General features: G+C 72.5%; 24 protein-coding genes, 1 tRNA gene and 1 pseudogene. 13 read left to right on the top strand and 13 right to left on the bottom strand.

The window, feature by feature from the left end:
• Positions 1–550 precede the first annotated feature (550 nt).
• Both ACYVJE_RS10930 and ACYVJE_RS10925 read left to right on the top strand, forming a co-directional pair.
• Complete coding sequence (locus ACYVJE_RS10930) at positions 551–1,888, top strand: sugar porter family MFS transporter (RefSeq protein ID WP_461144354.1); 1,338 nt, start codon at positions 551–553, stop codon at positions 1,886–1,888.
• Between the two features lie 33 nt (positions 1,889–1,921).
• Positions 1,922–2,287, top strand: coding sequence for a universal stress protein (locus ACYVJE_RS10925; RefSeq protein WP_459157251.1), 366 nt, complete (start codon positions 1,922–1,924; stop codon positions 2,285–2,287).
• Positions 2,288–2,479: 192 nt separating this feature from the next.
• On the opposite strand, the gene ACYVJE_RS10920 is transcribed toward ACYVJE_RS10925, so the two are convergent.
• Positions 2,480–3,286: a methyltransferase domain-containing protein gene (locus ACYVJE_RS10920; RefSeq protein ID WP_461144353.1), complete on the bottom strand. Its 807-nt coding sequence runs from the start codon at positions 3,284–3,286 to the stop codon at positions 2,480–2,482.
• 529 nt (positions 3,287–3,815) lie between these two features.
• Between ACYVJE_RS10920 and ACYVJE_RS10915 the strand changes: the two genes are divergently transcribed.
• A complete protein-coding gene (locus tag ACYVJE_RS10915) occupies positions 3,816–5,516 on the top strand; it encodes a high affinity choline transporter 1 (RefSeq protein WP_461144352.1) in 1,701 nt (566 codons plus the stop codon).
• A 253-nt stretch (positions 5,517–5,769) separates the two neighbouring features.
• Here ACYVJE_RS10915 and ACYVJE_RS10910 read toward each other — a convergent pair.
• From ACYVJE_RS10910 to ACYVJE_RS10895, 4 genes and pseudogenes are all read right to left on the bottom strand, one after another.
• Positions 5,770–5,901 (bottom strand): annotated as a pseudogene (locus ACYVJE_RS10910) (hypothetical protein); the annotation flags it as partial.
• 236 nt (positions 5,902–6,137) lie between these two features.
• The gene (locus ACYVJE_RS10905; protein WP_459157255.1) at positions 6,138–6,935 is read right to left on the bottom strand and encodes an exodeoxyribonuclease III; all 798 of its coding nucleotides are present in this window, start codon (positions 6,933–6,935) and stop codon (positions 6,138–6,140) included.
• Between the two features lie 273 nt (positions 6,936–7,208).
• A complete protein-coding gene (locus tag ACYVJE_RS10900; protein WP_461144351.1) occupies positions 7,209–8,588 on the bottom strand; it encodes a HAMP domain-containing protein in 1,380 nt (459 codons plus the stop codon).
• Positions 8,585–9,262, bottom strand: coding sequence for a response regulator transcription factor (locus tag ACYVJE_RS10895; protein ID WP_459157257.1), 678 nt, complete (start codon positions 9,260–9,262; stop codon positions 8,585–8,587). Before ACYVJE_RS10895 ends, ACYVJE_RS10900 begins: the two co-directional genes overlap by 4 nt.
• A 293-nt stretch (positions 9,263–9,555) precedes the next feature.
• Between ACYVJE_RS10895 and ACYVJE_RS10890 the strand changes: the two genes are divergently transcribed.
• The 5 genes from ACYVJE_RS10890 to ACYVJE_RS10870 all read left to right on the top strand — a co-directional run bounded on the left by ACYVJE_RS10890 (position 9,556) and on the right by ACYVJE_RS10870 (position 12,520).
• Complete coding sequence (locus tag ACYVJE_RS10890; protein ID WP_461144358.1) at positions 9,556–10,416, top strand: helix-turn-helix domain-containing protein; 861 nt, start codon at positions 9,556–9,558, stop codon at positions 10,414–10,416.
• A 267-nt stretch (positions 10,417–10,683) separates the two neighbouring features.
• Positions 10,684–10,917, top strand: coding sequence for a DUF397 domain-containing protein (locus ACYVJE_RS10885; protein WP_459157258.1), 234 nt, complete (start codon positions 10,684–10,686; stop codon positions 10,915–10,917).
• Between the two features lie 42 nt (positions 10,918–10,959).
• Positions 10,960–11,316 carry a hypothetical protein gene (locus ACYVJE_RS10880; RefSeq protein WP_459157259.1) on the top strand — a complete coding sequence of 119 codons (357 nt, stop codon included), beginning with the start codon at positions 10,960–10,962 and terminating at the stop codon, positions 11,314–11,316.
• Positions 11,317–11,792: 476 nt separating this feature from the next.
• A complete protein-coding gene (locus ACYVJE_RS10875) occupies positions 11,793–11,996 on the top strand; it encodes a heavy-metal-associated domain-containing protein (protein WP_461144350.1) in 204 nt (67 codons plus the stop codon).
• 242 nt (positions 11,997–12,238) lie between these two features.
• Positions 12,239–12,520, top strand: coding sequence for a metal-sensitive transcriptional regulator (locus tag ACYVJE_RS10870; RefSeq protein ID WP_459157261.1), 282 nt, complete (start codon positions 12,239–12,241; stop codon positions 12,518–12,520).
• 41 nt (positions 12,521–12,561) lie between these two features.
• Here the strand turns inward: ACYVJE_RS10870 and ACYVJE_RS10865 are convergent, their stop codons facing one another.
• Positions 12,562–13,755: an aminotransferase class V-fold PLP-dependent enzyme gene (locus ACYVJE_RS10865; RefSeq protein ID WP_459157262.1), complete on the bottom strand. Its 1,194-nt coding sequence runs from the start codon at positions 13,753–13,755 to the stop codon at positions 12,562–12,564.
• A gap of 142 nt (positions 13,756–13,897) precedes the next feature.
• Between ACYVJE_RS10865 and ACYVJE_RS10860 the strand changes: the two genes are divergently transcribed.
• Complete coding sequence (locus tag ACYVJE_RS10860; protein ID WP_461144349.1) at positions 13,898–14,527, top strand: DUF1707 SHOCT-like domain-containing protein; 630 nt, start codon at positions 13,898–13,900, stop codon at positions 14,525–14,527.
• Positions 14,528–14,539: 12 nt separating this feature from the next.
• Here the strand turns inward: ACYVJE_RS10860 and ACYVJE_RS10855 are convergent, their stop codons facing one another.
• The 3 genes from ACYVJE_RS10855 to ACYVJE_RS10845 all read right to left on the bottom strand — a co-directional run bounded on the left by ACYVJE_RS10855 (position 14,540) and on the right by ACYVJE_RS10845 (position 17,973).
• On the bottom strand, positions 14,540–15,673 hold the full coding sequence (locus ACYVJE_RS10855) for a formate/nitrite transporter family protein (protein WP_459157264.1): 1,134 nt from the start codon (positions 15,671–15,673) through the stop codon (positions 14,540–14,542).
• A gap of 604 nt (positions 15,674–16,277) precedes the next feature.
• Positions 16,278–16,349, bottom strand: a tRNA-Val gene (locus ACYVJE_RS10850).
• A 403-nt stretch (positions 16,350–16,752) separates the two neighbouring features.
• Complete coding sequence (locus ACYVJE_RS10845) at positions 16,753–17,973, bottom strand: NADP-dependent isocitrate dehydrogenase (protein ID WP_459157265.1); 1,221 nt, start codon at positions 17,971–17,973, stop codon at positions 16,753–16,755.
• 265 nt (positions 17,974–18,238) lie between these two features.
• On the opposite strand from ACYVJE_RS10845, the gene ACYVJE_RS10840 reads away from it, so the two are divergent.
• The 4 genes from ACYVJE_RS10840 to ACYVJE_RS10825 all read left to right on the top strand — a co-directional run bounded on the left by ACYVJE_RS10840 (position 18,239) and on the right by ACYVJE_RS10825 (position 21,158).
• Positions 18,239–19,078 carry a metal-dependent hydrolase gene (locus ACYVJE_RS10840; RefSeq protein ID WP_461144348.1) on the top strand — a complete coding sequence of 280 codons (840 nt, stop codon included), beginning with the start codon at positions 18,239–18,241 and terminating at the stop codon, positions 19,076–19,078.
• A 158-nt stretch (positions 19,079–19,236) separates the two neighbouring features.
• Positions 19,237–19,605: a hypothetical protein gene (locus ACYVJE_RS10835; RefSeq protein WP_459157267.1), complete on the top strand. Its 369-nt coding sequence runs from the start codon at positions 19,237–19,239 to the stop codon at positions 19,603–19,605.
• Positions 19,606–19,756: 151 nt separating this feature from the next.
• Positions 19,757–19,957 carry a DUF1918 domain-containing protein gene (locus ACYVJE_RS10830; RefSeq protein WP_459157268.1) on the top strand — a complete coding sequence of 67 codons (201 nt, stop codon included), beginning with the start codon at positions 19,757–19,759 and terminating at the stop codon, positions 19,955–19,957.
• Between the two features lie 319 nt (positions 19,958–20,276).
• Positions 20,277–21,158, top strand: a complete 882-nt coding sequence (locus tag ACYVJE_RS10825) for a DUF4253 domain-containing protein (protein WP_461144347.1) — start codon at positions 20,277–20,279, stop codon at positions 21,156–21,158.
• A gap of 61 nt (positions 21,159–21,219) precedes the next feature.
• Here ACYVJE_RS10825 and ACYVJE_RS10820 read toward each other — a convergent pair whose 3' ends face one another.
• The 4 genes from ACYVJE_RS10820 to ACYVJE_RS10805 are packed head-to-tail and all read right to left on the bottom strand — an operon-like array spanning position 21,220 to position 24,654.
• On the bottom strand, positions 21,220–21,513 hold the full coding sequence (locus tag ACYVJE_RS10820; protein WP_459157270.1) for a DUF3017 domain-containing protein: 294 nt from the start codon (positions 21,511–21,513) through the stop codon (positions 21,220–21,222).
• 37 nt (positions 21,514–21,550) lie between these two features.
• A complete protein-coding gene (locus tag ACYVJE_RS10815) occupies positions 21,551–22,405 on the bottom strand; it encodes a bifunctional methylenetetrahydrofolate dehydrogenase/methenyltetrahydrofolate cyclohydrolase (protein ID WP_461144346.1) in 855 nt (284 codons plus the stop codon).
• A gap of 24 nt (positions 22,406–22,429) precedes the next feature.
• Positions 22,430–23,407, bottom strand: coding sequence for a DMT family transporter (locus ACYVJE_RS10810; RefSeq protein ID WP_461144345.1), 978 nt, complete (start codon positions 23,405–23,407; stop codon positions 22,430–22,432).
• The gene (locus tag ACYVJE_RS10805) at positions 23,404–24,654 is read right to left on the bottom strand and encodes an MFS transporter (protein ID WP_461144344.1); all 1,251 of its coding nucleotides are present in this window, start codon (positions 24,652–24,654) and stop codon (positions 23,404–23,406) included. The genes ACYVJE_RS10810 and ACYVJE_RS10805 overlap by 4 nt, the downstream gene beginning before the upstream one ends.
• Positions 24,655–24,920: the final 266 nt, after the last annotated feature.

The raw sequence follows: 24,920 nt of genomic DNA, 5'->3' as shown, positions 1-24,920 counted from the left end.
GAGGTCCTGGACGGTGACGGGCTGCAGTGGCTCGGCAGCCGGTCCGGCGAGGTCCTCCACCTGCGCTGACCGCGAACCGCACCACCGCGGACCGCGCTTCAACACCGCACTCGCAGCACGCGCGCCGGCGACCTCCGCCCCCGCGTTTCGGAACATCCACGTTCCCGGCCCTCCTCCGCACCCGGAGCCACTGCCTCCCGGACCCCGCATCCGATCGGGAGATGTTCCGCCCGGCGGGCACCCCCTCGCTCCGGTCCGTCCCGCCCGGAGGGAAAACATAGTCATCATTATGTCTTGACATTCACCGTGGCATGGGACACAGTCCGTGCAACCGCGATTCGCCCGGACCAGCATCGACGGTGCGCAGCGCCCGGCACCGAGCACTCCCCGCGAACCGCGCCGGCAGCGAAGCCCGATGACGGCACCGCGACGCGTCGCCCCCGCGGTGCCCGACCGAGTGGAGGTAGCGCTCATGAGTGGCGCCCCGACGAGCCCCCCGCACAGAACCCTGCCCGCCGACCGCCCGGGCCCGCACACGAAACGTCTGGGCATGGTCGCCTTCGTCGCGACCATCGGCGGGCTGCTGTTCGGCTACGACACGGGTGTGATCAACGGTGCGGTGGAGCCCATGACCACCGACCTCGGACTCACCCCCGTGACCGAGGGCTTCGTGGTCAGCATCCTCATCTTCGCGGCCGCCTTCGGCGCGGCGGTGGGCGGGCGGCTCGCCGACCGGCAGGGCCGTCGGACCAACATCCTCATGCTCGCCGGGATCTTCGTCGTCGGCACGATCGGCTGCGCCCTGTCCCCCACGTGGCAGGTGCTCGCCGCGTTCCGCTTCGTCCTCGGGTTCGCCGTCGGCGGCGCCTCCGCCACCGTTCCCGTCTACCTCGCCGAAGTCGCCCCGGTGGAACGCCGCGGCAGCCTGGTCACCCGCAACGAGGTCATGATCATCTGCGGGCAGTTCGCGGCGTTCATCATCAACGCGATCATCATGACCGTCTGGGGCGAGCACACTTCGGTCTGGCGGTACATGCTCATCGTCGCCGTGATCCCGGCGTTCGCCCTGCTGATCGGCATGCTGCGGATGCCGGAGAGCCCGCGCTGGCTGTCCGCGCAGAACCGCGACGACGACGCGCTGGCCGTGCTCGAGCAGGTCCGCTCCCCGGAGCGCGCGCAGGCCGAGATGGACGAGGTCCACGAGCTCGTCCGCGAGGAGCAGCAGGCGCAGACCGGCGGATGGGCCGACCTCGCGGTGCCGTGGGTGCGACGACTGGTGATCATCGGCGCGGTGCTCGGGATCTTCCAGCAGTTCACCGGCATCAACTCGATCATGTACTACGGCACGCAGCTGCTGCAGACCGCCGGGTTCTCCGGCGACGGGGCGATCGTCGCCAACACCGCCAACGGGCTGTTCAGCCTCCTCGGCATCACCGTCGGCATCATGCTGATCAACAAGCTCAACCGGCGCACCATGTTCCTCGGCGGTTTCGGGCTGATCACCCTGTTCCACGTGCTGGCCGGGGCCGCGGCGCTGCTGCCGGAGAGCCCGGCCAAGCCCTACCTCATCCTGGCCTGCCTCGTCGGGTTCGTGTTCTCCATGCAGGGCACGCTGGGGCCGCTGGTGTGGCTCGTGCTCTCGGAGATCTTCCCGCTGAAGCTCCGCAGCTTCGCCGTCGGCGTGTGCGTGTTCGTGCTGTGGATGGCCAACGCGTGCGTCACCTTCGGCTTCCCGCCGGTCGTCGCTTCCCTCGGGATCACGCCGACGTTCTTCATCTTCGCCGCGATCTCCGCGATGGGCGTCCTGTTCGTCCTCGCCCTCGTGCCGGAAACCCGCGGCAAGACCCTCGAGCAGTTCGAGGACGAGTTCCGCGCCCGGCACGGGTGACGGGCGCACCGACTCCGCAGGGAGGTTTTCGCGATGACGATCCTGGTCGCCGTCCCGGACAGCGAAGAGGGGCGTTCAGCCCTCGACGCCGCGATCAGCGAGGCCCGGGACCGGGCGACGGACCTCGTGGTGGTGAACCTCGCGCTCACCGAGCTCGAGACGCCCGCTTTCCCGCCGGAGCTGCGCGTCGACGTGGTCAACCGCGAGGGACGTGATGACCGCGACCCCGCCGATCGGGTGCTCGACGAGCTCGAGGACCGCGCCGCCGAGCGGTTGGTGATCGGGCTGCGCCGCCGCTCACCGGTCGGGAAGGCGCTGCTCGGCAGCATCAGCCAACGCCTGCTGCTGCACTCGCCCGTCCCCGTCCTCGCGGTCAAACCGCCCGCGGAGCAGGCGTAGCGGGGACCGACCGGCCGCCGAGCGCCCCACCGGAGGCCGGTCGGCGCGGGTGGGCCGCACGTCCGCGGAACGCGCCGGCCCGGTCCGCTGCTCGACAGCCCGGCCCCTGCGCAGCGGACCGCCGGGCAAGGGAGTCGGGCAGCCGGGCCGTCGGGCACGGACACCTGCGGGACGGCCCCGGTGTCCCGCGGCTCACCCGGGCGGGCGGCAGCGGACCTCGCCGTGCGGGATGGCGAACCAGCCGTCGGGGTGGGCGGCCCACTCCCGCCACGCCGCCGAGATCTCCGCGAGCTCCTCGCGGGTGGCGTGCCCGCCGGCCACGGCTCGCTCCGCGATGCGCGAGTCGAGGATGCGCTGCGCCCACATGCCGCCCCACCACGCGCGTTCCTCCGGGGCGGAGTGGCACCAGATGGAGGCGCTGGGACGCACGTCCACCGCTCCCGCCTCGTGCGCCCAGGCGAGCAGGTGGCGGCCGCCGTCGGGCTCGGCGCCGTTGGCCCGCGACACGGCGCGGTAGACGGCCTGCCACCGGTCGAGGCGCGGATCCGCCGGGTACCAGAACGCGGCCGCGTAGTCGGTGTCGCGCACCGCGACGACCCCGCCCGGCTTCGCCACCCGCAGCATCTCGCGCAGCGCCGCGACCGGGTCGGCCAGGTGCAGCAGCACCTGGTGGGCGTGCACGATGTCGAACGCGTCCGCCCCGACCTCCAGCGCGGTCGCATCGCCCCGCGCGAAGGCCACGTTGTCCAGGCCCGCCGCGTGCTCGCGGGCCTGCTCGAGCACGGCGGCCGCCGGATCGATGCCGAGGACCCGCCCGGGGGAGACCCGACCTGCCAGGTCCGCGGTGATCGTGCCGGGGCCGCAGCCGACGTCGAGCACGCTGCGGCCGGGGCGCAGCTCGGGCTCCAGGTAGGCGGCGGAGTTCGCCGCGGTCCGCCACTGCTGCGAGCGGACCACGCTCTCGGCGTGCCCCTGCCCGTACTCCCGCTCCACCGCCACGGATCCGACCGTAGGAACGCTCTCCCAGGATGCGCAACGATCTTCCTGGAATGCGGACTCGCGGCCGGCGTTCCGGGTTTCGCCGGGGCTTCCCCGCGCGCCGAGCAGGCGCCGCCCGAACCCCGGACCCGGCGCCGGGGCACCGGTCACCGATCGGGGCGCCGAGCGGCACCCGCCTCGCGGCGGAACGCCCCCGAGGCGACGCGTGACACCGCGCACAGCCGCTCCACCGGCGCCCCCGCCCGCGGAGCCCGCCTCGCCCACCTGCCGGGAAAACGTTGGTGCGCTGCGCATTCGGTGGAATTCAACCCCGCGGAACCGCTCGCGCGAGGCGACCCCAGAAGGGGTTCCGGCCACGCCGAGACGTTATCGGCACGTGACATGTACATCTGTACATCGACGCTCTTTCTGGCTATGGTTCCGAACCTGTTCTGACAGCGACACGGAAGGGAAGAACGTGCCTGCCGAAACACGTACGAACGGCGACGAGAACCCCCGACCACCGAGCGCCCGAACGGGCACGCGGAGCATGGTCAAGATCGGAGTCTTCACAGTCGTACTGGCGGCGGCTCTGATCTACGTCGCGGTCGCCGAACCGGATGTTTCCTGGCCCGGCCTGATCGCGATGCTGGTTTTCTACGCCCTGTTCTACTGGCTGGGCGCTTTCGTCGCCGCCCGGCGCGGCGGCGGATTGGCGAACACGATGGTCGCGGGTCGGAACATGCCGCTGTGGATCGGCGTGTTCACCATGACCGCCACCTGGGTCGGCGGCGGATACGTGAGCGGAACCGCGGAATCCACCTTCAACGATGGCATGGCCTGGGCACAAGCACCGTGGGGTTACGCGGCCAGCCTGCTGATCGGCGGATTGTTCTTCGCCAGGAAAATGCGCCGCGGGCGCTTCACCACGATGCTGGACCCGATCGACATCCGGTTCGGCAAGCAGGCGGCGGGCCTGGGAGCCATCCCCGCCGTGCTCGGCGAGATCTTCTGGACCGGAGCCATCCTCACCGCCCTGGGGACCACGTTCGGCACGATCATCGGCCTGGACTTCAACGTTTCCATCATCCTCTCGGCCGTGATCGCGATCGCCTACACGGTGGTCGGCGGCATGTGGTCGGTGGCGATCACCGACGTCGTCCAGATCATCGTCATCTTCATCGGACTCGTCGTGGCGGTCCCGCTGGCGGCGAGCACCGTCGGCGGCCTCGGCGAGGCGTGGACGGGCTACACCGCCGACTTCGGCTCCTACTCCTCGCTGTTCCCGCCGCTGACCGGCTGGGACGACCCCGAGTGGGGGCACACCTACTGGGAGTGGTGGGACTCCGGACTGCTGCTGGTCTTCGGCGGCATCCCGTGGCAGGTCTACTTCCAGCGGGTGCTGTCCTCCAGCAGCCCGGCCAACGCGCGGCGCCTGTCGCTCGGCGCGAGCGTGATGTGCGTGCTCGCGGCCATCCCGCCGGTGCTGATCGGCATCATCGCCACGGCGGCCGACTTCCAGGCCGAGGGCGCTCCGCCGCTGGAGAACCCCTCGCTGGCGCTGCCGTACGTGCTGCGCTACCTGCTGCCCACCGGCGCGGCCGCGCTCGGGCTCGGTGCGCTGGCCGCGGCCGTGATGTCGTCGGTGGACTCCTCGGTGCTGTCGGCGTCCTCGCTGACCGGCTGGAACGTGTACCGGCGTCTGATTCGCCCGGACGCGGGCCCGGACCGGGTGCAGAAGACGATCCGCAGGCTGATCGTGGTGATCGGCGCCGCGGCGACGCTCCTCGCGCTCAACGTCGCCAGCGTCTACGACCTGTGGTACCTGGCCAGCGACCTCATCTACGTGCTGCTGTTCCCGCTGCTGGTGTGCGCGCTGTTCGTGCCGTTCGCCAACCGCATCGGCGCGCTGAGCGGGTTCGTCGTGGCCGCGGTGCTGCGGCTCTCCGGCGGTGAGGCGACCTTCGGGCTGGACCCGTTCCTGCCCTGGCCGTGGATCGAGGACGGCACCGTGCAGTTCCCCTTCCGCACGGTGTCCATGCTGGCCGCCCTGGCCACGATCGTGCTCGTCTCCGCGCTGACGCGACGCGTCGCGGCTCCCGTGCCGATGGCGGCGCTGGAGCCGGACACGCCGGAACGCGCCGAGTGGGGCAACGACATCGAGGAGCCCCCGGCCGGCGAGAGCTCGAACGGCGGCGGCTCGAAAGGCAGGGAGGCGGACGACGGGGAGACGACCAAGGCGAACGCCTGACCCGGCGTGCTCCGGTCCCGCCACGTGGCGGGGCCGGAGCAGCTGCCGGTGCGGGGCGGCACTCGGCGGTGCGGTGCCTTCGCCGCGGTGATGGCGGCGGCCTTTCCCCGATTCCGGGAGTGGCGGCGACGCAGTTGCAGGCGCGGATCGGCGTTCGTGCGTTCGGCCGCGGAGTCCGCGAAAATCCTCCCGCTGGCGGGATCGCGAAGCAGTTCCGCGGCTCGCGCGGCGCCCCCGGGGGTACTTGCGGGGGTCAGGCCGCGCACAGGAGTCCCCGCGTCTCGAGAACGCGTTTCCTGAAGTACGGGTTGCGGATGCTGGGAGCACTCACCACGCCGACCGACCTGCCGAGGATCCGCTCGAGCCCCTCCTCCAGGTCGAAGTAGGTGCCGAAGTAGTCGAACCCCGGACCACCGTCGAACTCGACGAGTACATCGACGTCGCTGCGGGAGGCGTCGACGCGCCCTCAGCGGCGGAGCCGAAGAGATCGAGCCGGCGTATAGACAGCTCCCGGCACAGCTCTTCGATCTCGTGCCGCTTCTCCGCGATCACCTCGTGCACGACCTCCACCTTCCACCCGGGATTCCGCCCGACCGGAAGGCCCACCCGCGAGCAGTTCCGCTACAGATCGAACGTCGCGGTCACCGGCGCGTGGTCGGACCAGCGCTGGTCGTAGCTGGGAGCCTTCTCGACGGTGACGTCGGTGGCCGCCTCCGCGATCCCCGGAGTGGCGGCGACGTAGTCGATCCGCCAGCCGGAGTCGTTGTCGAAGGCCTTGCCGCGGTAGGTCCACCACGAGTACGGGCCCGGCCCCTCGGGGCGCAACCGGCGCAGCACGTCGACGTAGCCGAGCTCGTCGAACACCCGCGTCATCCAGGCCCGCTCCTCGGGCAGGAACCCGGCCTCCTTCTGGTTGGCCTTCCAGTTCTTCAGGTCGATCTCCTGGTGCGCGATGTTCCAGTCGCCGCACACCAGCACTTCCCGCTCCTCCGCGGCGGCGCGCTCGCGCAGGCCCGAGAGGTGGTTGAAGAACTCCTTCATGAACCGTTCCTTCTCGTCCTGCCGCGAGGTGCCCACCTCGCCGCTGGGCAGGTACAGGCTGGCGACCGTCAGCCCCGGGAAGTCCGCCTCCACGTACCGGCCGCTGCTGTCGAACTCGGCCGAGCCGAAGCCCACGCGCACCTCGTCCGGTTCGGCGCGGGTGTACAGCGCCACCCCGGAGCGGCCCTTGTCCGAGCTCGGCGCGAGCACGGTGTGCCAGCCGGTGGGCTCGATGACCTTCTTCGACAGCTGCTCGTGCTCCGCCCGCGTCTCCTGCAGGCACACGACGTCGGCCCCGGTCCCGGCCAGCCACTCGACGAAACCCTTGCGCGCCGCCGCGCGCAGGCCATTGACGTTCACGGTCGACACAGTCAGCACGCCGCCCACGGTAGCGTGCCGCGCTCCGAGCCCGGAGGGCGACACCCCAGTTGACTGGAACGGTTCCAGTGTGCGCAATTTTCATGAAAATTGGGCGCCACGACCCCGGCGAGCACCCCGAAAACCGAGGCACGCGGATACGTTTTCGCAGGTGATTCCACATTTCACGCGAGATGCACCGCGGTGCGGAATGCACTCGCGCAGGGGACAACGATGATCACTCGAGCGGGTTGGTGCGACCGGGGAAGTCAGCCGCGCCCGCCGACCACGCGCTCAGGGGCGGTGCGACGACCGCTCGGAGTCGGCGCGCACGCGGTGCCAGCCCCTGCCCCACCGGCGGCGGGAGCGCCGCTTCGGCGCCGCGGGGCGTTGCCACAACCACAGGCACACCCGGGCCCCGCCGAGGCTGGACCGGTCCAGGACGATGCGCCCGCCGGTGGACTCGGCGACGCGGCGCGCGATGTCCAGCCCGAGCCCGGTGGACCCGGCGCTGCTGCGGCCGCGCCGCAGCGCCTCGTCCTGCTCCGGCACGCCCGGTCCGGCGTCCTCCACGACCACGCCGACAACACCATCGTTGCGCTGCAGGGACACGACGAACTCGGTGCCCTGCGGGGTGTGCCGGAACACGTTGCCGACGACCGAGTCGACGGCGGCGCCGAGTTCGGCCCACGGCACGGGCACCCGCACCTCGGCGTCGGCGCCGCGCAGGCACCACGAGCGCCGCTGGTCCTCGGCCAGCGCGGACCAGAACTCGAGCCGCGCGCGCAGCACCGCGGCCGCGTCGCAGTCGCAGTCCTCGCCCGGTTCTGCCCGCCGCGCACCGGAGATGACCGCGTCGACCTCGCGCTCCAGCTGGTCGATGGCCTGACGGGTCTGCTCGGCCGCGGCGTCGTCGCCGAGCTCGCCCGCGTTGAGCCGCAGCGCGGTCAGCGGGGTGCGCAGCCGGTGCGACAGGTCGGCGGCCAGTTCCCGCTCCTGGGTGAGCAGCTGGTCCACCCGGGTCGCCATGGTGTTGAACGCGTGCCCCGCCTCGCGCAGCTCGGCGGGCCCGCTGGGGTGCACCCGCGCGGTGAGGTCGCCGGCGCCGAGCGCGGCGGAGGCTTCCGCCAACCGGCGGGCCGGGCGGACCACCCGGGCGGCCAGCCGGTCGGTGAGCAGCACGGACCCTCCGACGAGCAGGCAGCCGACCCCGCCGAGGACGAGCCACGCCCGCAGCGCGCCGCGCTGCTGCTCGCGCGGGACGAAGACCTCGGCCAGCGCCGCGTCCTCCCCGCCCGGGTTGCGCCCGCCCAGCACGAGCGGTTCCACGACCGCGGTACCGCCGCGCACGGCCACCCGCTCGGTCCGGTTCCGCGCCCGGGCGGCACGCAGCGCACCGGCGGGGGCGCGGCTCGGGCCGATCAGCGCCCCGTCCGGCAGGTGCAGCGCCAACCGCCCCTGCTCGCCCGCCCGCGTGCGCGCCACGGCGCGCTCCACCGAGGCCCGGTCGGGACCGGCCGCCAGCACCGGTGCGAGCGCCGCGGCCTGCTGCTCGGCTTCGGAGACGGCGCGCTCGCGGGCCACCTCGCCGATCAGCAGGACGAGCGGGACGAGGAAGGCGAGCACGATCAGCGAGCTCACCGCGCAGGCGACGAGCGCGAGGGCGCGCCTCATTCCGGGGCCACCAACTTCACGCCCACCCCGCGCACCGTGTGCACGTAGCGGGGCTCGGCGGCGCTCTCGCCGAGCTTGCGGCGCAGCCAGGACAGGTGCACGTCGATGGTCTGGTCGTCCCCGTAGGACTGGTGCCACACCTGGGCCAGCAGTTCGCGCCGGGGAACGACGCGGCCGGGCCGGGCGGCGAGGTAGGCGAGCAGGTCGAACTCGCGACGGGTGAGGTCGAGGTCCGCACCGTCCGCGTGCGCCGTGCGGCTGTCCAGGTCCACTTCGATGCCGCCGACGCCGAGGACTCGGGCGGGCCGGGCTCCGCGGGTCCTGCGCAGCACGGCCTCGATGCGCGCGTTGAGGTGCTCGCTGGAGAAGGGTTTGACGACGTAGTCGTCCGCTCCGGCGTGCAGCAACCGCACGATCTCGCCCTCGTCGTCGCGCGCGGTGGCGACGACGACGGCCACGTCGGAGACTCCGCGGATCATCTTCAGCGTTTCGGCACCGTCCAGGTCGGGCAGTCCGAGGTCCAGGATCACCAGGTCGGGGGCGTGCTCCGCGATCTCGCGCAGCGAGTCCAGCGCCGTGCCGACGCTGCGCACCACCAGGTCGCGGGCGCTGAGGTCGCGGATGAGCGCCGCCCGCACGACCGGGTCGTCCTCGACTACCAGAACCACTGCCATACGTCCGGACGCTACCGGCATAAGCGAGCTGCATTCACTTTCTGGTCGCGCCGGTGCGGCGCGGACGGCGGCGCGCCAACCGCGCGAACACGCCTCAGCACGGCGCGTGCAACGCGGATTCCGCCGCTGCGCGAAAAAGACCTACTTGCGAGTAAGGAATTCGTCCTCCGCAGAAGGGATTCGAATCCGGCCGGGCGTGCACTAGGATTCCCGCGGGTAACGCGCGGTTGTCAGCGCACGACATCCGCACCGGCAGTCTTTTCGCGGGAGGTTACGACGTGGCCACGGGCGGCATCGCCGGCCAGGCGGGCGGCGGCTCGACGGCGCGGCGGCTGGTCCTGGGCAGCCAGCTGCGACGGCTCCGCGAAGCCAGCGGCATCTCGCGCGAAGAGGCCGGCGAGGCCATCCGCGGGTCCGGCTCGAAGATCAGCCGGATGGAACTGGGGCGCGTCGGGTTCAAGGAACGCGACATCACCGATCTGCTCCGCCTCTACGGCGTCGACTCCGCGGAGGAGCACAAGTCCTTCGTGGACATGGTGCGGCTGTCCAACGAGCCGGGGTGGTGGAACCGCTACAACGACCTGATGCCCTCCTGGTTCCAGGACTTCGTGGGCCTGGAGGAGTCGACCTCGCGGATCCACACCTACGAGCTGCAGTTCGTCCCCGGCCTGCTGCAGACCGCGAACTACGCCCGCGCGGTCACGCTCGGCGGCCGCCCCGACGCGCCCCCGGACGACATCGACCGGCGCGTGCGCCTGCGCCTGCAGCGGCAGGCGCTGCTCGCCGAGGAGCACGGTCCGCACCTGTGGGCGGTGATCGACGAGTCGGTGCTGCACCGGCCCATCGGCGGGCGCTCCGTGCTGCGCGAGCAGCTCGAGCACCTCCTCGAGGTCACGCGCAGCCCGCACATCTCGCTGCAGGTGCTGCCGTTCGACCTGGGCCGCTCGGGCGCCGAGGGGGCCTTCACGATCCTGCGGTTCGCCGAGCCCGAACTGCCGGACATCGTCTACCTCGAGCACATGTGCGGCGCGCTCTACCTGGACAAGCCGGACGAGGTGGAGGAGTACAGCAAGGCCAGCCACCGCCTCGCCGTCGACGCGCGCACGCCCGAGCAGACCCGCGAACTGCTCGCGCAGCGGCTGCGGGAGCTTTGACCCGCTCCGCCATGCCCCCGCGGGGTACCCGGCTCCGAGAACAACGGCATCCGCCCACGTCAACGCGGCCGTTCGGCTGATACCGCGACGGTCGTGCTGACCAAGCGCACACACCGCGCGGAGCACCACTAGGCCCGGTCAGTGATCGCGATCTCAACCGCGTGCACGTGCATTCACGCGTGCACTGCCCCCTGCTACTGTCGCGTACGTCGCGTGCACGTGCAGATGAGCGTGCAGAGGGAGTTCGGGAAAGGAACAGGCACCTCGATGGCAGAGATCCACAACGGCATGTCGGCCGAGCTGTTGCCCACGAGCTGGCGACGCAGCCGATACAGCGGTGCGGTGGGCAATTGCGTCGAAGTGGCGGAACTGACCGACGGAGGTGTCGCCGTGCGCAACTCCCGGCACCCCAACGGCCCGGCTCTGGTCTACACCCGCGCCGAGATGGCCGCATTCCTGCACGGAGCCAAGGACGGCGAGTTCGACGACCTCGTCCTCTGACATCCGATCGTGCCCCTCCCCGCCCGAGGAAACGGTGGCGCCATGAACGAGATCACCTGCGACCTGCAGGGCCTGACCGCCTGCGGCTTCGAGTTCGCGCACCCCCGGGACGCCGGTGGCGCCCTCGTCGCCGTCGTCGGACTGCGCGTGCTCGACGAAGCCATCGACGTGATCAAGCTGTTCGGCGAGGACGACGCGGAAGCGCTGCGCGTTCCCAGCGACGAGGCCGACATCCTGTTCCCCGGCCGCGTGCTGTGGCGGGCCGCGGGCACCGCGGACGAGGTGGTCGAGGAGGTCCTCGCCCTGGACGGCGCCTCGGCCCGGCACCACATGCAGCCGACCGGGTACTGGCCGCCCGCCCCGGCGCACCCGACGAGCCCGGTGCCCGCATCGGTCTGAGCCGGCGCCGCCTCCTGCGCACCCCCCACCGGGAACCCCGACCTCCCGGCTCGGGTGACGCCCTTGCGCTCCGCCCCCGACGGCGCCCCGCGGCGCCCCCGAGCGGCGGGCTCGGCACCCCCGAACGGCGCGGACGCCGCATTCCGCCCGCGCCGGCCGAGCCCGCCGCGCCCACCCCGGGTCGACGGGGCACCCGAGGCGACGGAGCACCTCTGTGCTGATCCTGGATGCCGCCGCGGCGGCACGTTGAAGCATATACCCCACCGGGGTAGTGTATGCGGTGCGAGGGGATCCGGCCGGAACCTCGCCTGGCCCCCGGAGCGGAGCCCGGCGAGGTCACCGGTGGCACCCCCGAGCGGAATCCCGGGAGGGTCCCTGGTGGGATCGCCGCCGAGGCGGCCCGGCGCGGCCACCGCCCTCGGGCGGGCGTCCCGGGCGGAGGAAGCATCCAGGAACGGAACCGAGCAGGAGGCACCGTGAGCACCACCTACGTCGTCGAAGGCATGAGCTGCGACCACTGCGTCCAGGCCGTGCGCAGCGAGCTCGGCGAGCTCTCCGCCGTCAGCGACGTCGACGTCGACCTGTCCACCGGCCGCGTCACGGTTACCGGCGACGCCGCGGAGGACACCGTCCGCGAGGCCATCGCCGAAGCGGGCTACGACGTGGTCGGCACGGAGTGAGCCCGCCCGGCGGGCGGGCACCGCGCCGCGCGGTCGCATCCGCGGCCCGCGCCGCACCGCCGTCGGGCCAGCGTCCGCTCCGCCGCGGGGCAGCCCGCCCCCGGGGGGGCGGCTCCGCACGCCGACGGGCCCACCTCCCCGCGGGGCTGCTCCGTCCGGTCCGATCATCACGCGATCGGGTCGGATGAGCAGCCCCGGCGGGTACGATGCCTCCAGTACGCGAGCGCGACACGGGAGCGGTGATGCACGGCTACACGGCGAACAAGGAGAACTACCTCAAACGGCTGCGCCGCATCGAAGGCCAGATCCGCGGGTTGCAGCGCATGGTCGAGGAGGACCAGTACTGCATCGACGTGCTGACCCAGTCCGCCGCCGCCTCGAAGGCGTTGCAGTCCGTCTCGCTCGGCCTGCTCGAGGAACACCTGCGGCACTGCGTCGGCGAGGCCATGACCGAAGGCGGCGAGGTCGCCGAGGAGAAGATCAAGGAGGCCAGCGACGCGATCGCGCGCCTCGTGCGCTCCTGAACGCGCCCGCCCCGCGCGCTTCCCGTGCGACGTCCGGACTCTCACGCCGCGATCGAGCGCACGCTCCGGCAGAGCCGCTCGATCTCGGCAGTGGTGTTGTAGCCGTGCACCGAGGCGCGCACGAGCGCGTCCAACCCGCGTTCACCCATGTCCCACGGCGTGGACGGGGCGCGCGACACCGTCAGGTTGAAGCCCTCCTCGCGCAGCTTCCCCACCAGGTCCGGTGCGGGCATCCGCTCGTGCCGGAAGGTCACGATGCCGGAGCGCTCCGCCCCGATGTCGGCCACCCGCACGCCGGGCAGTTCGGCGAGCAGCCCCCGCAGCCGCTCCGCCAGCCCGGTCACGTACCGGTGCACCCACGCGACGCCCGTGTCGCGGTAGTAGCGCGCCGCCGTCCCCAGCCCCAGCACACCGGCCACGTTGCGCTCCCAGAGCTCGAACCGCCGCGCGTCCTCGCGCAACCGGAACCCCCCGTCGTCGAGCGCCGCCGAGTGCAGGTCCAGGTGCTGGGGCGTGAGCTCGGGCAGCAGGTGGCGCCGCACCGCGAGGAACCCGGTTCCGCGCGGCCCGCGCAGGTACTTCCGCCCGGTGACCGCCACCGCGTCGGCGCCGACGGCGGGCACGTCGATCGGCACCTGGCCGATGCTCTGGCAGGCGTCCACGAGGAACACCGCCGGTGAGTCGCGCACGAGCTCGCCGATCTCCGCCAGCGGTTGCAGCAGCCCGCCGTTCGTCGGCGCGTGCGTCACCGCGACCACGCGCACGTCGTCGTCGAGGGCCCGGCGCAGCGCGTCGGTCGAGAGCTGCCCTTCCGGGGCGCTCGGCACGGTTTCCACCCGCACGCCGCGGCTTTCGGCTGCGGCGCGCATGGCGATGATGTTGCTGGAGTACTCCGGGGTCGTGGTCAGGACGCGGTCGCCGGAGCGGAACGGCACGGCCGTGAACACCGCCAGCCAGGAGCGGGTGGCGCTGTCGGTGATCGCGATCTCGTCGGGCTCGGCGTTCACCAGCGCGGCCAGCTCCCGGTAGGCGCCGTCCAGCTCCTCGTCCACCTGCTCGGCCGCCTCGTAGCCGCCGATGGCCTCCTCCGAGCGCAGGTGCTGCACGACCCGGTCGACCACCGGTTTCGGCGGTAGCGCCGAGCCCGCGTTGTTGAAGTGGGTGACCGCCTCGCACCCGGCGGTGTCCGCGCGCAGCGCCGCCACCTTCTCCCGGGTTTCCGGTGCGTCGAGCACGATGTCCCGTCCCTTCCGTCCGCGTCGGCCGTGCCGTCCAGCGAACACGACCGCGGAGGCGCGGACAACCCGCCCGCGGTCACCGCGAGCCGTTTTCGCGACCGCGCGACCGAATCCTCCCGTTCGCGTGCACAATGTTCCCGTGGCAGACGAGCCCGGCGCGATGCGCATCAGCGACGAGGACCGCAGGCGGGTGGACCGGCGGTTGCAGCAGGCCCTGGCCGAGGGTCGGCTGACCGTCTCGGAGTACGAGGAGCGCTCCGGTCGCTGCTGGGCGGCGCGCGTCCAGCGCGACCTCGACCCCCTCACCCAGGACCTGCCCGCGGAAACCGCCGAGGAGGCCGCTCCCGCCCGGGCGGACGAGGCGGAGGACGCTGAGACCGCTCCGGCGGAGAAGAGCCGCGCGAGCCGGGTGTTCGACCTCGCGGTCGGTGCGCTCGCGGTCGCCGCCGGGGTGTTCGGCGTGGGCTACGTCGCCACCGCCTCCGACGGCGCGGTCGTCTTCGGCGAGCGGACCGTGCGGGTCTCCGAGAGCGCCGACCGCGTCGAGGTCGGCGCGCTGTTCGGCTCGGTGGAGGTGGTCGTGCCCGAGGGCGTCAACGCGGACACGTCCGGCCTGATGGTGTTCGGCAGCACCGAGTGCGCGGCGGCCTGCACCGGCGGCTCCGGTGCGAACACGGTGCCCGTGAACACCCGCGGTGCCTTCGGCAGCGTCGAGATCGTCACCCCGCAGGAGCGCGCCGCCGGCGGTCTCGACGAGGACGAGGACTGAGCTCGTTCGGCCTCACACCGCGCTGCGGCGGGACGCCCGAGGAGCCCCCCACCGGGACAGGGGGCGCAGGATCTGGTTCCCGGCCTTGTTCCCGCGTTCCACGATCAGGTAGTCCTCGCGCTCGCCCACCACGGGTTCGAGCTCCGGGGTCTGGTGCCCGCTGACCACGGCGAACCAGCGGGGGTGGCTGCGCAGGTGCCGGTAGGCGCCGATGCTCATCGTGATCTCCGTGGAGCAGTGGGAGTTGGCGCACTCGCACGTGAACCGCTCCGTGCCCTCGATCTCGTCGTTGTCCGACATGCGCTGCCAGAGCCGTTCGCTGAAGCGGTGGTAGGCCTCCTCGTTGGTCAGGATGCGGCGCTCGCGCATGCGGCTCATCTGCACCCCGGCACGGACCTGCCCGTAGTTGAGCAGCGAGACCAGCAGGACCCCACCGATGATGTTGCCCGCGGTGGCCGCGCCCAGCCACACCACGTACGCCCCCACCGAGGCCTCCCCGGCGAGCACGGACGCCAGGATGTAGCCGCTGGAGGCGATGCAGTGGGCGAAGCCCAGCAGGCCCACCGGGAAGGTGATCAGCCAGATCACCGCGATCTGCCCGATCGTGCTCTGGGCGCTGGTGACCAACCACGACATCAACGCGATCAGGAAGCCCCCGAGGATGCCGCTGGTGAACACGCGCAGCACCGGCTGGTGCGTCGCCGCGGTCCCCAGCTGCACCAGCTCCGTGAGCACCTCGGGCTGCAGCGCACCGGTGACCGTCGCCAGCGTCGCGAACACCAGCGCGCCGAGCACGTTGGCGCACAGCACCACGACCCACAACCGCAACGTGGCCAGCACGTGCTGCCGCTCCTCGAAGATCAGCACGACCGGGAACAGCGTGTTCTCGGTGAACAGCTGCGCACGCCCGATGACCACCGCGATGAACCCCAGCGGGTAGAACAGCTCGGCGATGAACGCGCCCCCGTCCCCGGGTAACGCCGCCAGCGCGCCCGACACCCCCAGGCCGGTGAGTCCCATGAACAGCCCGGCGGCCACGCCGGAGAAGGCCAGCGCGCTGGTCGTGCGGTTCAGCTCGGAACGAGCGTCGACGAGCACGCGGTCGTAGATCTCGCGCGCGGTCAGCCGCCCGGATTCAGGTGCCATAGGTGTCCCTCAGTACCGGCCTCGGAAGTGGATCGGATGGTGCTCGCGACTCGCGCGAAGCAGAAGCCGGGACAGCATAACGACCGGTCTCGGCGCGTTTCACAGGAGTCGACGGAAAACCGCAGCGGGCGCGAACGACCGATTCCGCGAAGGCGCGTGCGATGTGGCGCACACCGCTCGGCAGCGCGTGTTACCCACGCCACCAGGCAGTGCGGGCACCGGAGTCACCGCAGGTCGGCTCCCGGTACCGGCGTCGGCGCCCACCACGCGTTCCGGGGCGGCCCCGGCGCGATCATTTCCGTTGGGAGTCCGCAGTGGACTGACGATTCCGATATCGGAACCGGGGAATTCACTCGCCGTTCCCGCGGAAAAACAAATCGGGCGCAGGAGCGGGTGTTCGGTCGCTGCCGCGCGCCGAGCGGAGCACCGCGGAGTTCCGCCGGCCCGGGCGTCGCGAACGATCCGGCGTCGGCGAGCACCCGGATCCGGAGCGGCCCCACCGGCGACCACGCCCCGACCAGCGCCCCGACGAACGACGAGGCCGCAGCCGCTCACGCAGCGGCTGCGGCCTCGGAACAGGTGGTTCGCGCAGTCCGGGAACCAGTGCGCGATGCTGGGATCGAACCAGCGACCTCTACCGTGTCAAGGTAGCGCTCTCCCGCTGAGCTAATCGCGCGTGCCGGATGCCCGCGATCCCGGTGCGGGACCGCCGCCGGCTCGGCACGGAAAGCCTATCCCACGCCCGCGCGCGGTGCGGCACCGGGGTGCGCGGAACGGACTCGCCGCGCCGGGCGGCCCTCCGGGTGCGAAGCAGGCGGAGGGCCGCCCGCTCCAGGCGGTTCCCGCGGAGCCGTCGGCACCCGGAGCTGCCCGCGCGCCCGTCACGCGTGCCCGCCGCACGCGCCTGCCGCCGCAGCAGAACCCGCCCGGAACGGCGAAAGCCGGTGTGCCCGGGGCACACCGGCTCGACCGTCGGCGACCGCCGCTCCCCGGAGCGGGGAGCGCGGCGCCGGGAGCGGCGCGCGGTGCGCACCCCGCAGCGGGGGCGCGTCCGGTCGCGCCGCTGAGCGCGGGAGTCCTCAGCGCTCGGCCATCTTCTTCTGCAGGTTCTCGTCCAGCGTGTTCAGGAAGTCCTGCGTGTTCAGGTAGCCCTGGTCGCCGCCGACCAGCAGGGCCAGGTCCTTGGTCATCTTGCCGCTCTCGACGGTCTCGATGACGACCTGCTCCAACGTCTGCGCGAAGGACACGACCTCCGGCGTGGAGTCCAGCTGGCCGCGCTGCTGCAGGCCGCGGGTCCAGGCGAAGATCGACGCGATCGGGTTGGTGGAGGTCTCCTCGCCCTTCTGGTGCCGCCGGTAGTGGCGGGTGACCGTGCCGTGGGCGGCCTCCGCCTCGACCGTGCCGTTCTCGGTCATCAGCACCGAGGTCATCAGCCCGAGCGAGCCGAAGCCCTGGGCGACCGTGTCGGACTGCACGTCACCGTCGTAGTTCTTGCAGGCCCACACGTAGCCGCCTTCCCACTTGAGCGCGGAGGCGACCATGTCGTCGATGAGCCTGTGCTCGTACTCGATCCCGGCGGCCTCGAAGTCGGCCTTGAACTCGTTCTCGTAGACCTCCTCGAACACCTCCTTGAACATGCCGTCGTAGGACTTGAGGATCGTGTTCTTGGTGGACATGTACACCGGGTAGCCGCGCTGCAGGCCGTAGCGCATGGAGGCGCGGGCGAACTCCTCGATGGAGCGGCGGTAGTTGTACATGCCCATGGCGACGCCGCCGTCCTCGGGGAACTTCGCGACCTCGAGCTGGACCGGCTCGCTGCCGTCGTCCGGCGTGTAGGTCACGGTGACCGTGCCCGGGCCGGGGACCTTGAAGTCCTGCGCCTTGTACTGGTCGGCGTGCGCGTGGCGGCCGATCACGATGGGCTTGGTCCAGCCCGGCACGTAGCGCGGGATGTTGGAGATGACGATCGGCTCCCGGAAGATCACGCCGCCGAGGATGTTGCGGATCGTGCCGTTCGGGCTGCGCCACATCTTCTTCAGCCCGAACTCCTCGACGCGGGCCTCGTCCGGCGTGATGGTGGCGCACTTGACGCCCACGCCGTGCTTGGCGATCGCGTGGGCGGCGTCGACGGTGACCTGGTCGTCGGTGGCGTCGCGGTGCTCGATGCCCAGGTCGTAGTAGTCGAGGTCGATGTCCAGGTAGGGGTGGATCAGCTTGTCCTTGATGAAGGACCAGATGATCCGCGTCATCTCGTCGCCGTCGAGCTCGGCCACGGTGCCCTGTACTTTGATTTTGCTCATGTGGCGGGGTGCTCCTCTCGCGAGAACGCAAGCGGTACGAGCGTACTGCTATCAGTTTTCGATTGTGCCTGCCCGCCCACGATGACCACCACCCCGTCGGCAGCGCGATACGCCACTCCCCGGAATCCGCCCCGGCGCCCGCGCGAGCGCGGGGCAGCGGCGGTCCGCCCGGCTCGCGAGCAACGCGGCGATCCTCCGACGCGCCCGCTCGCGCCGCGAACGCCCTACTAGGCTGAGTCGTCGAACGCATGATCTTGGGAGTGGCATGTCTACCGGACCGACGCACGCAATGAGCGGTGTGACCGCGTGGGCGGCGGTCACCGCCCTGGCGGGCAGCCACACCATCGGACAGCTCAGCCCGAAGACGTGGGTGGTCGGGGCGACGCTGTCCGCAGGTGCCGCACTGCTGCCGGACATCGACCACCCCAAGTCGACGGTGGCCAGCACCTTCGGCGGCATCTCCCGGGGAGCCTCCGCCGCGCTGAGCGGGCTGAGCGGCTTCATGTACCGGCTCACCCGCACCAAGCACGACAGCGACCGGGAGGGCACCCACCGCGGGTTTACCCACACCGTCGTGTTCGCCATTCTCGCCGGGCTCGTCACCACGGCGATCGTGCAGTCCAGCAACGGTGCGGCCCTGGCCGCGCTCATGTTCGTCTTCGCCGGCCTGACGGTGCGCGGCATCATGCACAAGTGGAACCCGCGGCAGGACGCCCTGCTCATCGCGTCCACGTCCGTGCTGCTCACGGTGGCTTGCTGGGCGTGGACCGGTGACCAGCCCACCGACGCGGCGGCGTTCGGCGTGGCCGTGATGATCGGTTGCACCGCGCACTTCCTCGGCGACGCGATCACCGAGAAGGGCTGCCCCATGCTGTGGCCGCTGCCGCTCAAGGGCCAGACCTGGTACCCGGTGGCACCGCCGAAACCGCTGCGCATGACGACCGGCGGCAAGGTGGAGATGGTCCTGGTCGGCCCGGCGCTCACGTTCGGCGCGGTCGTGTTCGGCGCGATCGCGCTCTACCGCATCGGCGCGGCCCCCTGGCTGGCCGAGCTGGACCTGCCGCCGCAGATCGCGGCTTGGCTCCCGCCACAATCCCCGCATTGAGTCCGGGCAAACCACCCATCCGGTCCGGCCTGGCCGATAAGGTAAGAAGAAGGCGGGCAGGCAGCACTGGCTGGGACAGGCTCGGAGGAACCATGCGAGCCGGTACACGCGACCGGACACGGAAACTGATCACGCGCGCGAGCGCACCGTTCGCCCTGGTGCTGACGGTTCTCGCGGCCTGCGGCGGGCTGCACGGGACGCAGCAGGGCCAGAACGGCGCGCCGCGCGTCGACCCCGCGGACATGTCGGCGTGCGCCCGCGCGATCAACGTCGCCAACTTCATGCCCAACTTCGTCGACCCGCGCCAGGCGCGCGCGGACGCGCACGACAAGCTCTTCGAGATCAACGGTCTGCTGGCCCGGACCAGCGACGAACAACTGCGCAAGAACCTGGAGGACGTGCGGTCCTCGGTGCAGCGGGTCGCCGACGGCGAGGTCTCGCTCGACAGCAGCGGGCAGTGGGCGAACCAGCAGTCGGAGAACTACGAGGAGGTCAGCACCACCTGCTCGCGCGTGCAGGAGGGGTGAGCCCGCCCGCGTTCCCGTCCGGCCCGCAACCCCGCGGAACAGCGGAGACCCCGAGCAGCTGACCCCGCCCGGCGCACCCGAACGAGTGGCACCCGCACCCCCTGCGGAATGTGGCGCCGGTCACCTACTCTGGGCGGCGGAGGTGATGGGCATGCAAGCGACGGTGGGCGACCAACTCCACGTGCACAGCCGGACCATCTCGGAGATGGACCGCATGGGCGTCATCATCGAGGTCCGCGGCGAGGACGGCGGGCCGCCGTACCTCGTGCGCTTCGACGACGGCCACGAACGGCTGGTCTTCCCCGGCGGGGACTGCGTCGTCGAACCACCCCGCCCCCGTCAAGGGGACTGACCCGCCCCGGGGACCCGGGAGCGAGGCACGTCCCGGCAGCACCGGCGGAGCGCCGGTGCCTCCCGCGCGACTGACCCTGTGCGGCACGACGCCGCACGGCCGACTGATCCGACTCCACAGATGCGGCACCGGGCGGTATCGTCCCGGTGCCGTCGTCCGTCCGACCGCTTCCCGCCGGGCCGCCGCATCGCGCCGGCAGGACGCGCAACGCCAGCGCGGGCAACGGCGCGAACGGAAGGCACCACCCACGCGCGTGACCGCGATCGACTTCCTAGAGTAGGTCGCGATGAGGGGCGCTTGGCGAGGAGGCGGTGAAGAGGTGCGAGACAACTGGGCGTCGGCAACGCCGGCCGACCCGCGGGTCGGCGAGTTCCCCGACGGCGACGGCGACGCGGCGGACGGGCCGTTCGCCGCCCTCGGTGCCGGGGCGGCCCCGTCGGCGGAACTGCCCGCGGGCGGCCTGATGACCGAGCAGGCCGCCTACGCGGACTCCCGCAACGCCCTGTGCTGGCTCAGCGACGAACCGCCCGCACCCCAGCTCGTGGCCACCCTGCGCGGCGAGCACCGCCGGACCGGGCTGTGGCCGCTGCTGGTCTGCGACAGCACCGAGACCTACGGCGACCGCTGCACCATCGGCGTCGTCCCGCCGGAACCCCTCGAGCACATCGACCGGTGGACCATCGAGGACGTCATGGCTCGCATCTGGGACGGGCTCGTGCAGGCCGACGGTGAGCTCGGGCCGGCCTACGACCTGGACACGCTCGCCCCGTTCGACCACTCCTGCCCGGGGCCGGCCGTCCCCGGCAACCTGCTGGCCGACCCCGACATCCTGGCCAACCAGCAGCTCGCCCGGTTCGTCGACGAGCAGTCCCAGCTCGCTCTCGTCCCCGTGCGGCACGGCTCGGACGTGCTCACCGCCCTGGGGTGGTCGGGCGCGTCCAACCACGTGTCCCGCACGGCCGGGTTGTCCGCCATGGCCCGCAGCTGGGAGCAGCGGTTCGGCGCCCGCGTGCTGCGGCTCGGCCCGGACCGGCTGGACCTGAGCGTGTCCGCCCCGCCGCAGGACGCCGAGCACGCCGCGGCCGTCGCCGCCGAGCACTGGACGTTCTGCCCGGACCGCATCGTGCAGGAATCCGGCAGCATCGCCGAGTACGCGCGCGAGATCCGCGGGCGGCGGACCTGGTCGTTCTGGTGGGATTGACCGGCGCGGGTGTGAGTGACCGGCGCGGGGCGGAGTGACCGGCGCGGTCACCGGCCGCGCCTCACCCGAACGGGCCGCCCTCGATGGTCAGCGCGACGTACCCGATCGCCACGCCGAACCCGCCGTACAGCGCGACATCGACCGCCCGGGTGCGCAGCGCCAGCAACCCGGCGCGGTGTTCGGGCACGGTCACGCGCAGCACGGCGGCCACGAGCAGCGCCGCGCTCACGAGCGCGGCGCCCTCCCGCCAGTGCTGCAGCGCAACGCGGAGGAAGCCGAGCAGCGCGATCAGCGCGACGAACGCGAACGGGAGGTGCTCGCGGAACCGCGGGTCGTCCCACAACCGGTCGCTCATACCTCCCCTTCCGCGCCGACGCGCCGACCGGGCGCGCTCACAGGCCCAGGCGGCGCTCCGCTTCCTCCACGACGTTCGTCAGCAGCATCGTCCGGGTCATCGGCCCGACACCGCCCGGGTTCGGCGAGAGGTGGCCGGCGACCTCGGCCACGTCCGGGTGCACGTCACCGGCAGGTCCGGACTCGGTGCGCGTCACGCCGACGTCCAGCACGGCCGCGCCGGGGCGCACCATGTCGGGCGTGATCAGACCGGGCTTGCCGGCGGCGGCGATCACCACGTCCGCGCGCCCCACCTCGGCGGCGAGGTCGGTGGTGCCGGTGTGGCACAGCGTCACGGTGGCGTTCTCGCTGCGCCGGGTGAGCAGCAGGCCGATCGACCGGCCGACGGTGATGCCGCGGCCCACGACGGTCACCCGCGAGCCCTTCAGCGGCACGTCGTAGCGGTGCAGCAGCTCGATGATGCCGCGCGGCGTGCACGGCAGCGGCCCCGGTTCGTTGAGCACGAGGCGCCCGAGGCTGATCGGGTGCAGCCCGTCGGCGTCCTTCTCCGGGGCGATCCGCTCCAGCAGCGCCCCCGAGTCGAGGTGATCGGGCACGGGCAGTTGGACGATGTAGCCGGTGCACGCCGGATCGTCGTTGAGCTCGTCGAGCACCGCCTCGACATCGGCCTGGCTCGCATCGGCGGGCAGGTCCTTGCGGATCGAGGTGATGCCGACCTTGGCGCAGTCGTTGTGCTTGCCGCGCACGTAGGAGTGGGACGCCGGATCGTCACCCACCAGCACCGTCGCCAGGCCCGGGGTGTGCCCGTGCTCGGCGAGCCGGGCGACGCGGGAACCCAGTTCCCCGTAGATCGCGTCCTTCGTGGCCTTGCCGTCGAGAATCGTCGCGCTCACAGTGACATCCTGGCAGAGCGCCGGTCACCGCGGCAGACGGGGAGTGGGCAGCGAGGCCACCCCGACCGCGACCAGTGTCAGCAGCACACCCGCCACTGTGGACGCCCCGACGTGCGTGCCGGGGGCCGGCACGAGCAGGTCCAGCAGCAGCGCGCCGATGAGCTGCCCGGAGATCATGCCGAGGCTCAGCAGCAGCACGCCGGTGTGCCGCACCAGCGCCACCGAACCGCCGATGACGAAGATCCCCAGCAACCCCCCGACGTACAGCCACGGTTCCGGCGGGAACTCACCGGGCAGGCCGCGCACGGCGGCGGTGGCCGCGAGCGCCAGCAGCAGCGCCACCGTGCCCACCCCGAAGTTCAGCGTCGTCGCCGCAACGTTGGACTCCGCGGTCTGCTTGACCAGCCCGTTGACGGCGGCCTGCCAGCCGAGGCCGATCCCCGCGAGGGCGGGCAGCAGCACGAGCCAGCTCCCGTGGCTGCTCCCCAGCTCGGAGGACACGGCGATCACCACGGCCACCACGGCGATCGCGGCGCCGAGCAGGCGCGGCGGGGTGACCGGCTGCTTGCCCGCCGGCCCCAGCCCCATCCGGTCCACGACCATGCCGCTGACCACCTGCCCGGCGACGACCGCGATGGTGAACAACGCGACGCCGATCAGGGCGGCTGCGGTGCCCTGCGCGAAGACGAGGTAACCGCCGCACACGCCGCCGAAGCACTCCCAGGGGCGCAGCCCTCCCGCGGCCCGCACGCTCCCGGCGACCCGGCGCGCTCCGCTCCGCGCCGCGGGCGTGGCCGCGGCGGCGACGAGCAGCACGGCGAACCCCACGCCGAACGAGATCACACCGGCGGTCACACCGTCGCCCAGCCGATCGCCGAGCGTTCCGTTGATCCGGGCCTGCACCGCCAGCAGCACGCCCACGCCGGCGGCCGCGACCCCGGCGATCGCGCGCCGGCCGGTCCGTCCGGCGGTGGTGGTGGAGCGTTCTGAGGACACGGTCACGTGCGGGCAGTCTCCTCCGCCGCACGCGTGGAACGCGAGCCGTGCAGGCTGTGATGTGCGACAAGCGCGACCCCGCCGGCGACGAGCAGCGCGGCGGCCCCGGCCGCAGCTGCGGGCCCGACGAGATCCATCATCGCGCCGGACAGCGGGGAGGCCACCGCGGCACCGGCGGTGGTGGCGCTGAAGAACCACCCGAAGGCCTCGTTGCGCCGCTCGGGCGGGGCGATCTCGGCCACGGCGCTGTTCGCCGCGGCCAGGCTCGGCGCGATCGCCATCCCGCCCAGCCCCAGCAGCACGGCCACGACCAGCGGCGACCCCGCCGTCACCGGGGGGAGCGCGGGCACGAGCACGGCGAGCCCGACCGCCGCCGCGATCCCGCGCCGCCACAGCACCGGCCGGCCGGGCAGCCCGCCCGCGAGGAGCCCGCCGGTCAGCGACCCCAGTGCCCACACCGCGGCGAGGACCCCGGCCAGCTGCGGCGTGCCGCGTTCCTGGGACCAGCCGACGAGCAGCAGGTCGCCCGCGACGAGCCCGGCGATCAGCGCCGCGCCGAACGCGGGCAGCCGCAGCATCCCCGGGGTCCGCAGGAGGCTGCGCCCCTCACCGGCCTCCCCCGCCGCGCGGGCGGGGGCGCGCTGCAGCCCCGCGTGCCGCAGGGCCAGCGCGAACGACGCGGGCCCGAGGACGGACACGGCCGCGACCGCGAGCGTGCCCACGTCCGCACCGAGGTGGGTCACGGCGAACGCGGCGAAGACCGGGGCGACCACGTAGATCAGCTCCTGCAGCGTGGCCTCCACGGCGTAGGCGGCCTCCAGGGCCGTCCCCCAGGCGATCCGCGGCCAGATGGCCTTGCCCACCTGCCCCACCGGCGGCAGCGCCATCCCGGTGACCCCGGCGAGCGGGATCACCGCCCACCAGTGCTGCGCGGGCACCGCGGCGGCGACGAGCACGATCGCGACCAGCCCCGCCGCGTACAGCGCGCCCAGGACGGTCAGGAGCAGCGGGACGGATCGGCGGTCGGCGGCACGCCCCCGCACCGGCCCCGCCGCGGCCTGGCCGACCGTGACGGCTCCGACCACGACACCGGCGGAGGCGTAGGAACCGGTCCACTCCGCGACCAGGAAGGTGAGCACCATCGGCACGGCGGGCATCTGCAGGCGGCCGAGCAGGCTGAACGCCATGAGGCCCGGAGCGTGCGGCACGCCGGTCAGGATGCGGTACGGGCGGAGCAGCCGGGGTTGCGACACGACCTCCACCATGGCGTGCGGCGAACGCGCGCCGCCAGCGGTTTCCGCGGCGCACCCCTCGCGGCGGGGCAGGCCGGCGGGGGAAGGGGGCCGGCGCACCGCGTGCGAGACGGTGCACATCGGCCGCCGGCTGTTTGTGATCGAATCCCACCTGGTGGTGTGATGTTGTTCCACCCCGGTCACGGGGGAAGCTGTGCGCCGCGGACCGGCCCGACGGGCGCCCATCCCCGACAAGAGGCGCGCGTGCCCTGCACCGACGATCGGAA

Source organism: Salinifilum aidingensis (genome assembly GCF_054782015.1).
The sequence above is the reverse complement of the archived record's forward strand: the minus strand, read 5'-3'. Positions and strand labels throughout refer to the sequence as shown.

Bases quoted from the DNA above. Each gene is read 5' to 3' on its own strand.
- ACYVJE_RS10845 (WP_459157265.1), bottom strand. From the start codon at position 17,973: ATGAGCAAAATCAAAGTACAGGGCACCGTGGCCGAGCTCGACGGCGAC.
- ACYVJE_RS10895 (WP_459157257.1), bottom strand. From the start codon at position 9,262: ATGGCAGTGGTTCTGGTAGTCGAGGACGACCCGGTCGTGCGGGCGGCG.
- ACYVJE_RS10930 (WP_461144354.1), top strand. From the start codon at position 551: ATGGTCGCCTTCGTCGCGACCATCGGCGGGCTGCTGTTCGGCTACGAC.
- ACYVJE_RS10840 (WP_461144348.1), top strand. From the start codon at position 18,239: ATGTCTACCGGACCGACGCACGCAATGAGCGGTGTGACCGCGTGGGCG.
- ACYVJE_RS10830 (WP_459157268.1), top strand. From the start codon at position 19,757: ATGCAAGCGACGGTGGGCGACCAACTCCACGTGCACAGCCGGACCATC.
- ACYVJE_RS10820 (WP_459157270.1), bottom strand. From the start codon at position 21,513: ATGAGCGACCGGTTGTGGGACGACCCGCGGTTCCGCGAGCACCTCCCG.
- ACYVJE_RS10885 (WP_459157258.1), top strand. From the start codon at position 10,684: ATGGCAGAGATCCACAACGGCATGTCGGCCGAGCTGTTGCCCACGAGC.
- ACYVJE_RS10925 (WP_459157251.1), top strand. From the start codon at position 1,922: ATGACGATCCTGGTCGCCGTCCCGGACAGCGAAGAGGGGCGTTCAGCC.
- ACYVJE_RS10880 (WP_459157259.1), top strand. From the start codon at position 10,960: ATGAACGAGATCACCTGCGACCTGCAGGGCCTGACCGCCTGCGGCTTC.
- ACYVJE_RS10870 (WP_459157261.1), top strand. From the start codon at position 12,239: ATGCACGGCTACACGGCGAACAAGGAGAACTACCTCAAACGGCTGCGC.
- ACYVJE_RS10855 (WP_459157264.1), bottom strand. From the start codon at position 15,673: ATGGCACCTGAATCCGGGCGGCTGACCGCGCGCGAGATCTACGACCGC.
- ACYVJE_RS10900 (WP_461144351.1), bottom strand. From the start codon at position 8,588: ATGAGGCGCGCCCTCGCGCTCGTCGCCTGCGCGGTGAGCTCGCTGATC.
- ACYVJE_RS10915 (WP_461144352.1), top strand. From the start codon at position 3,816: ATGGTCAAGATCGGAGTCTTCACAGTCGTACTGGCGGCGGCTCTGATC.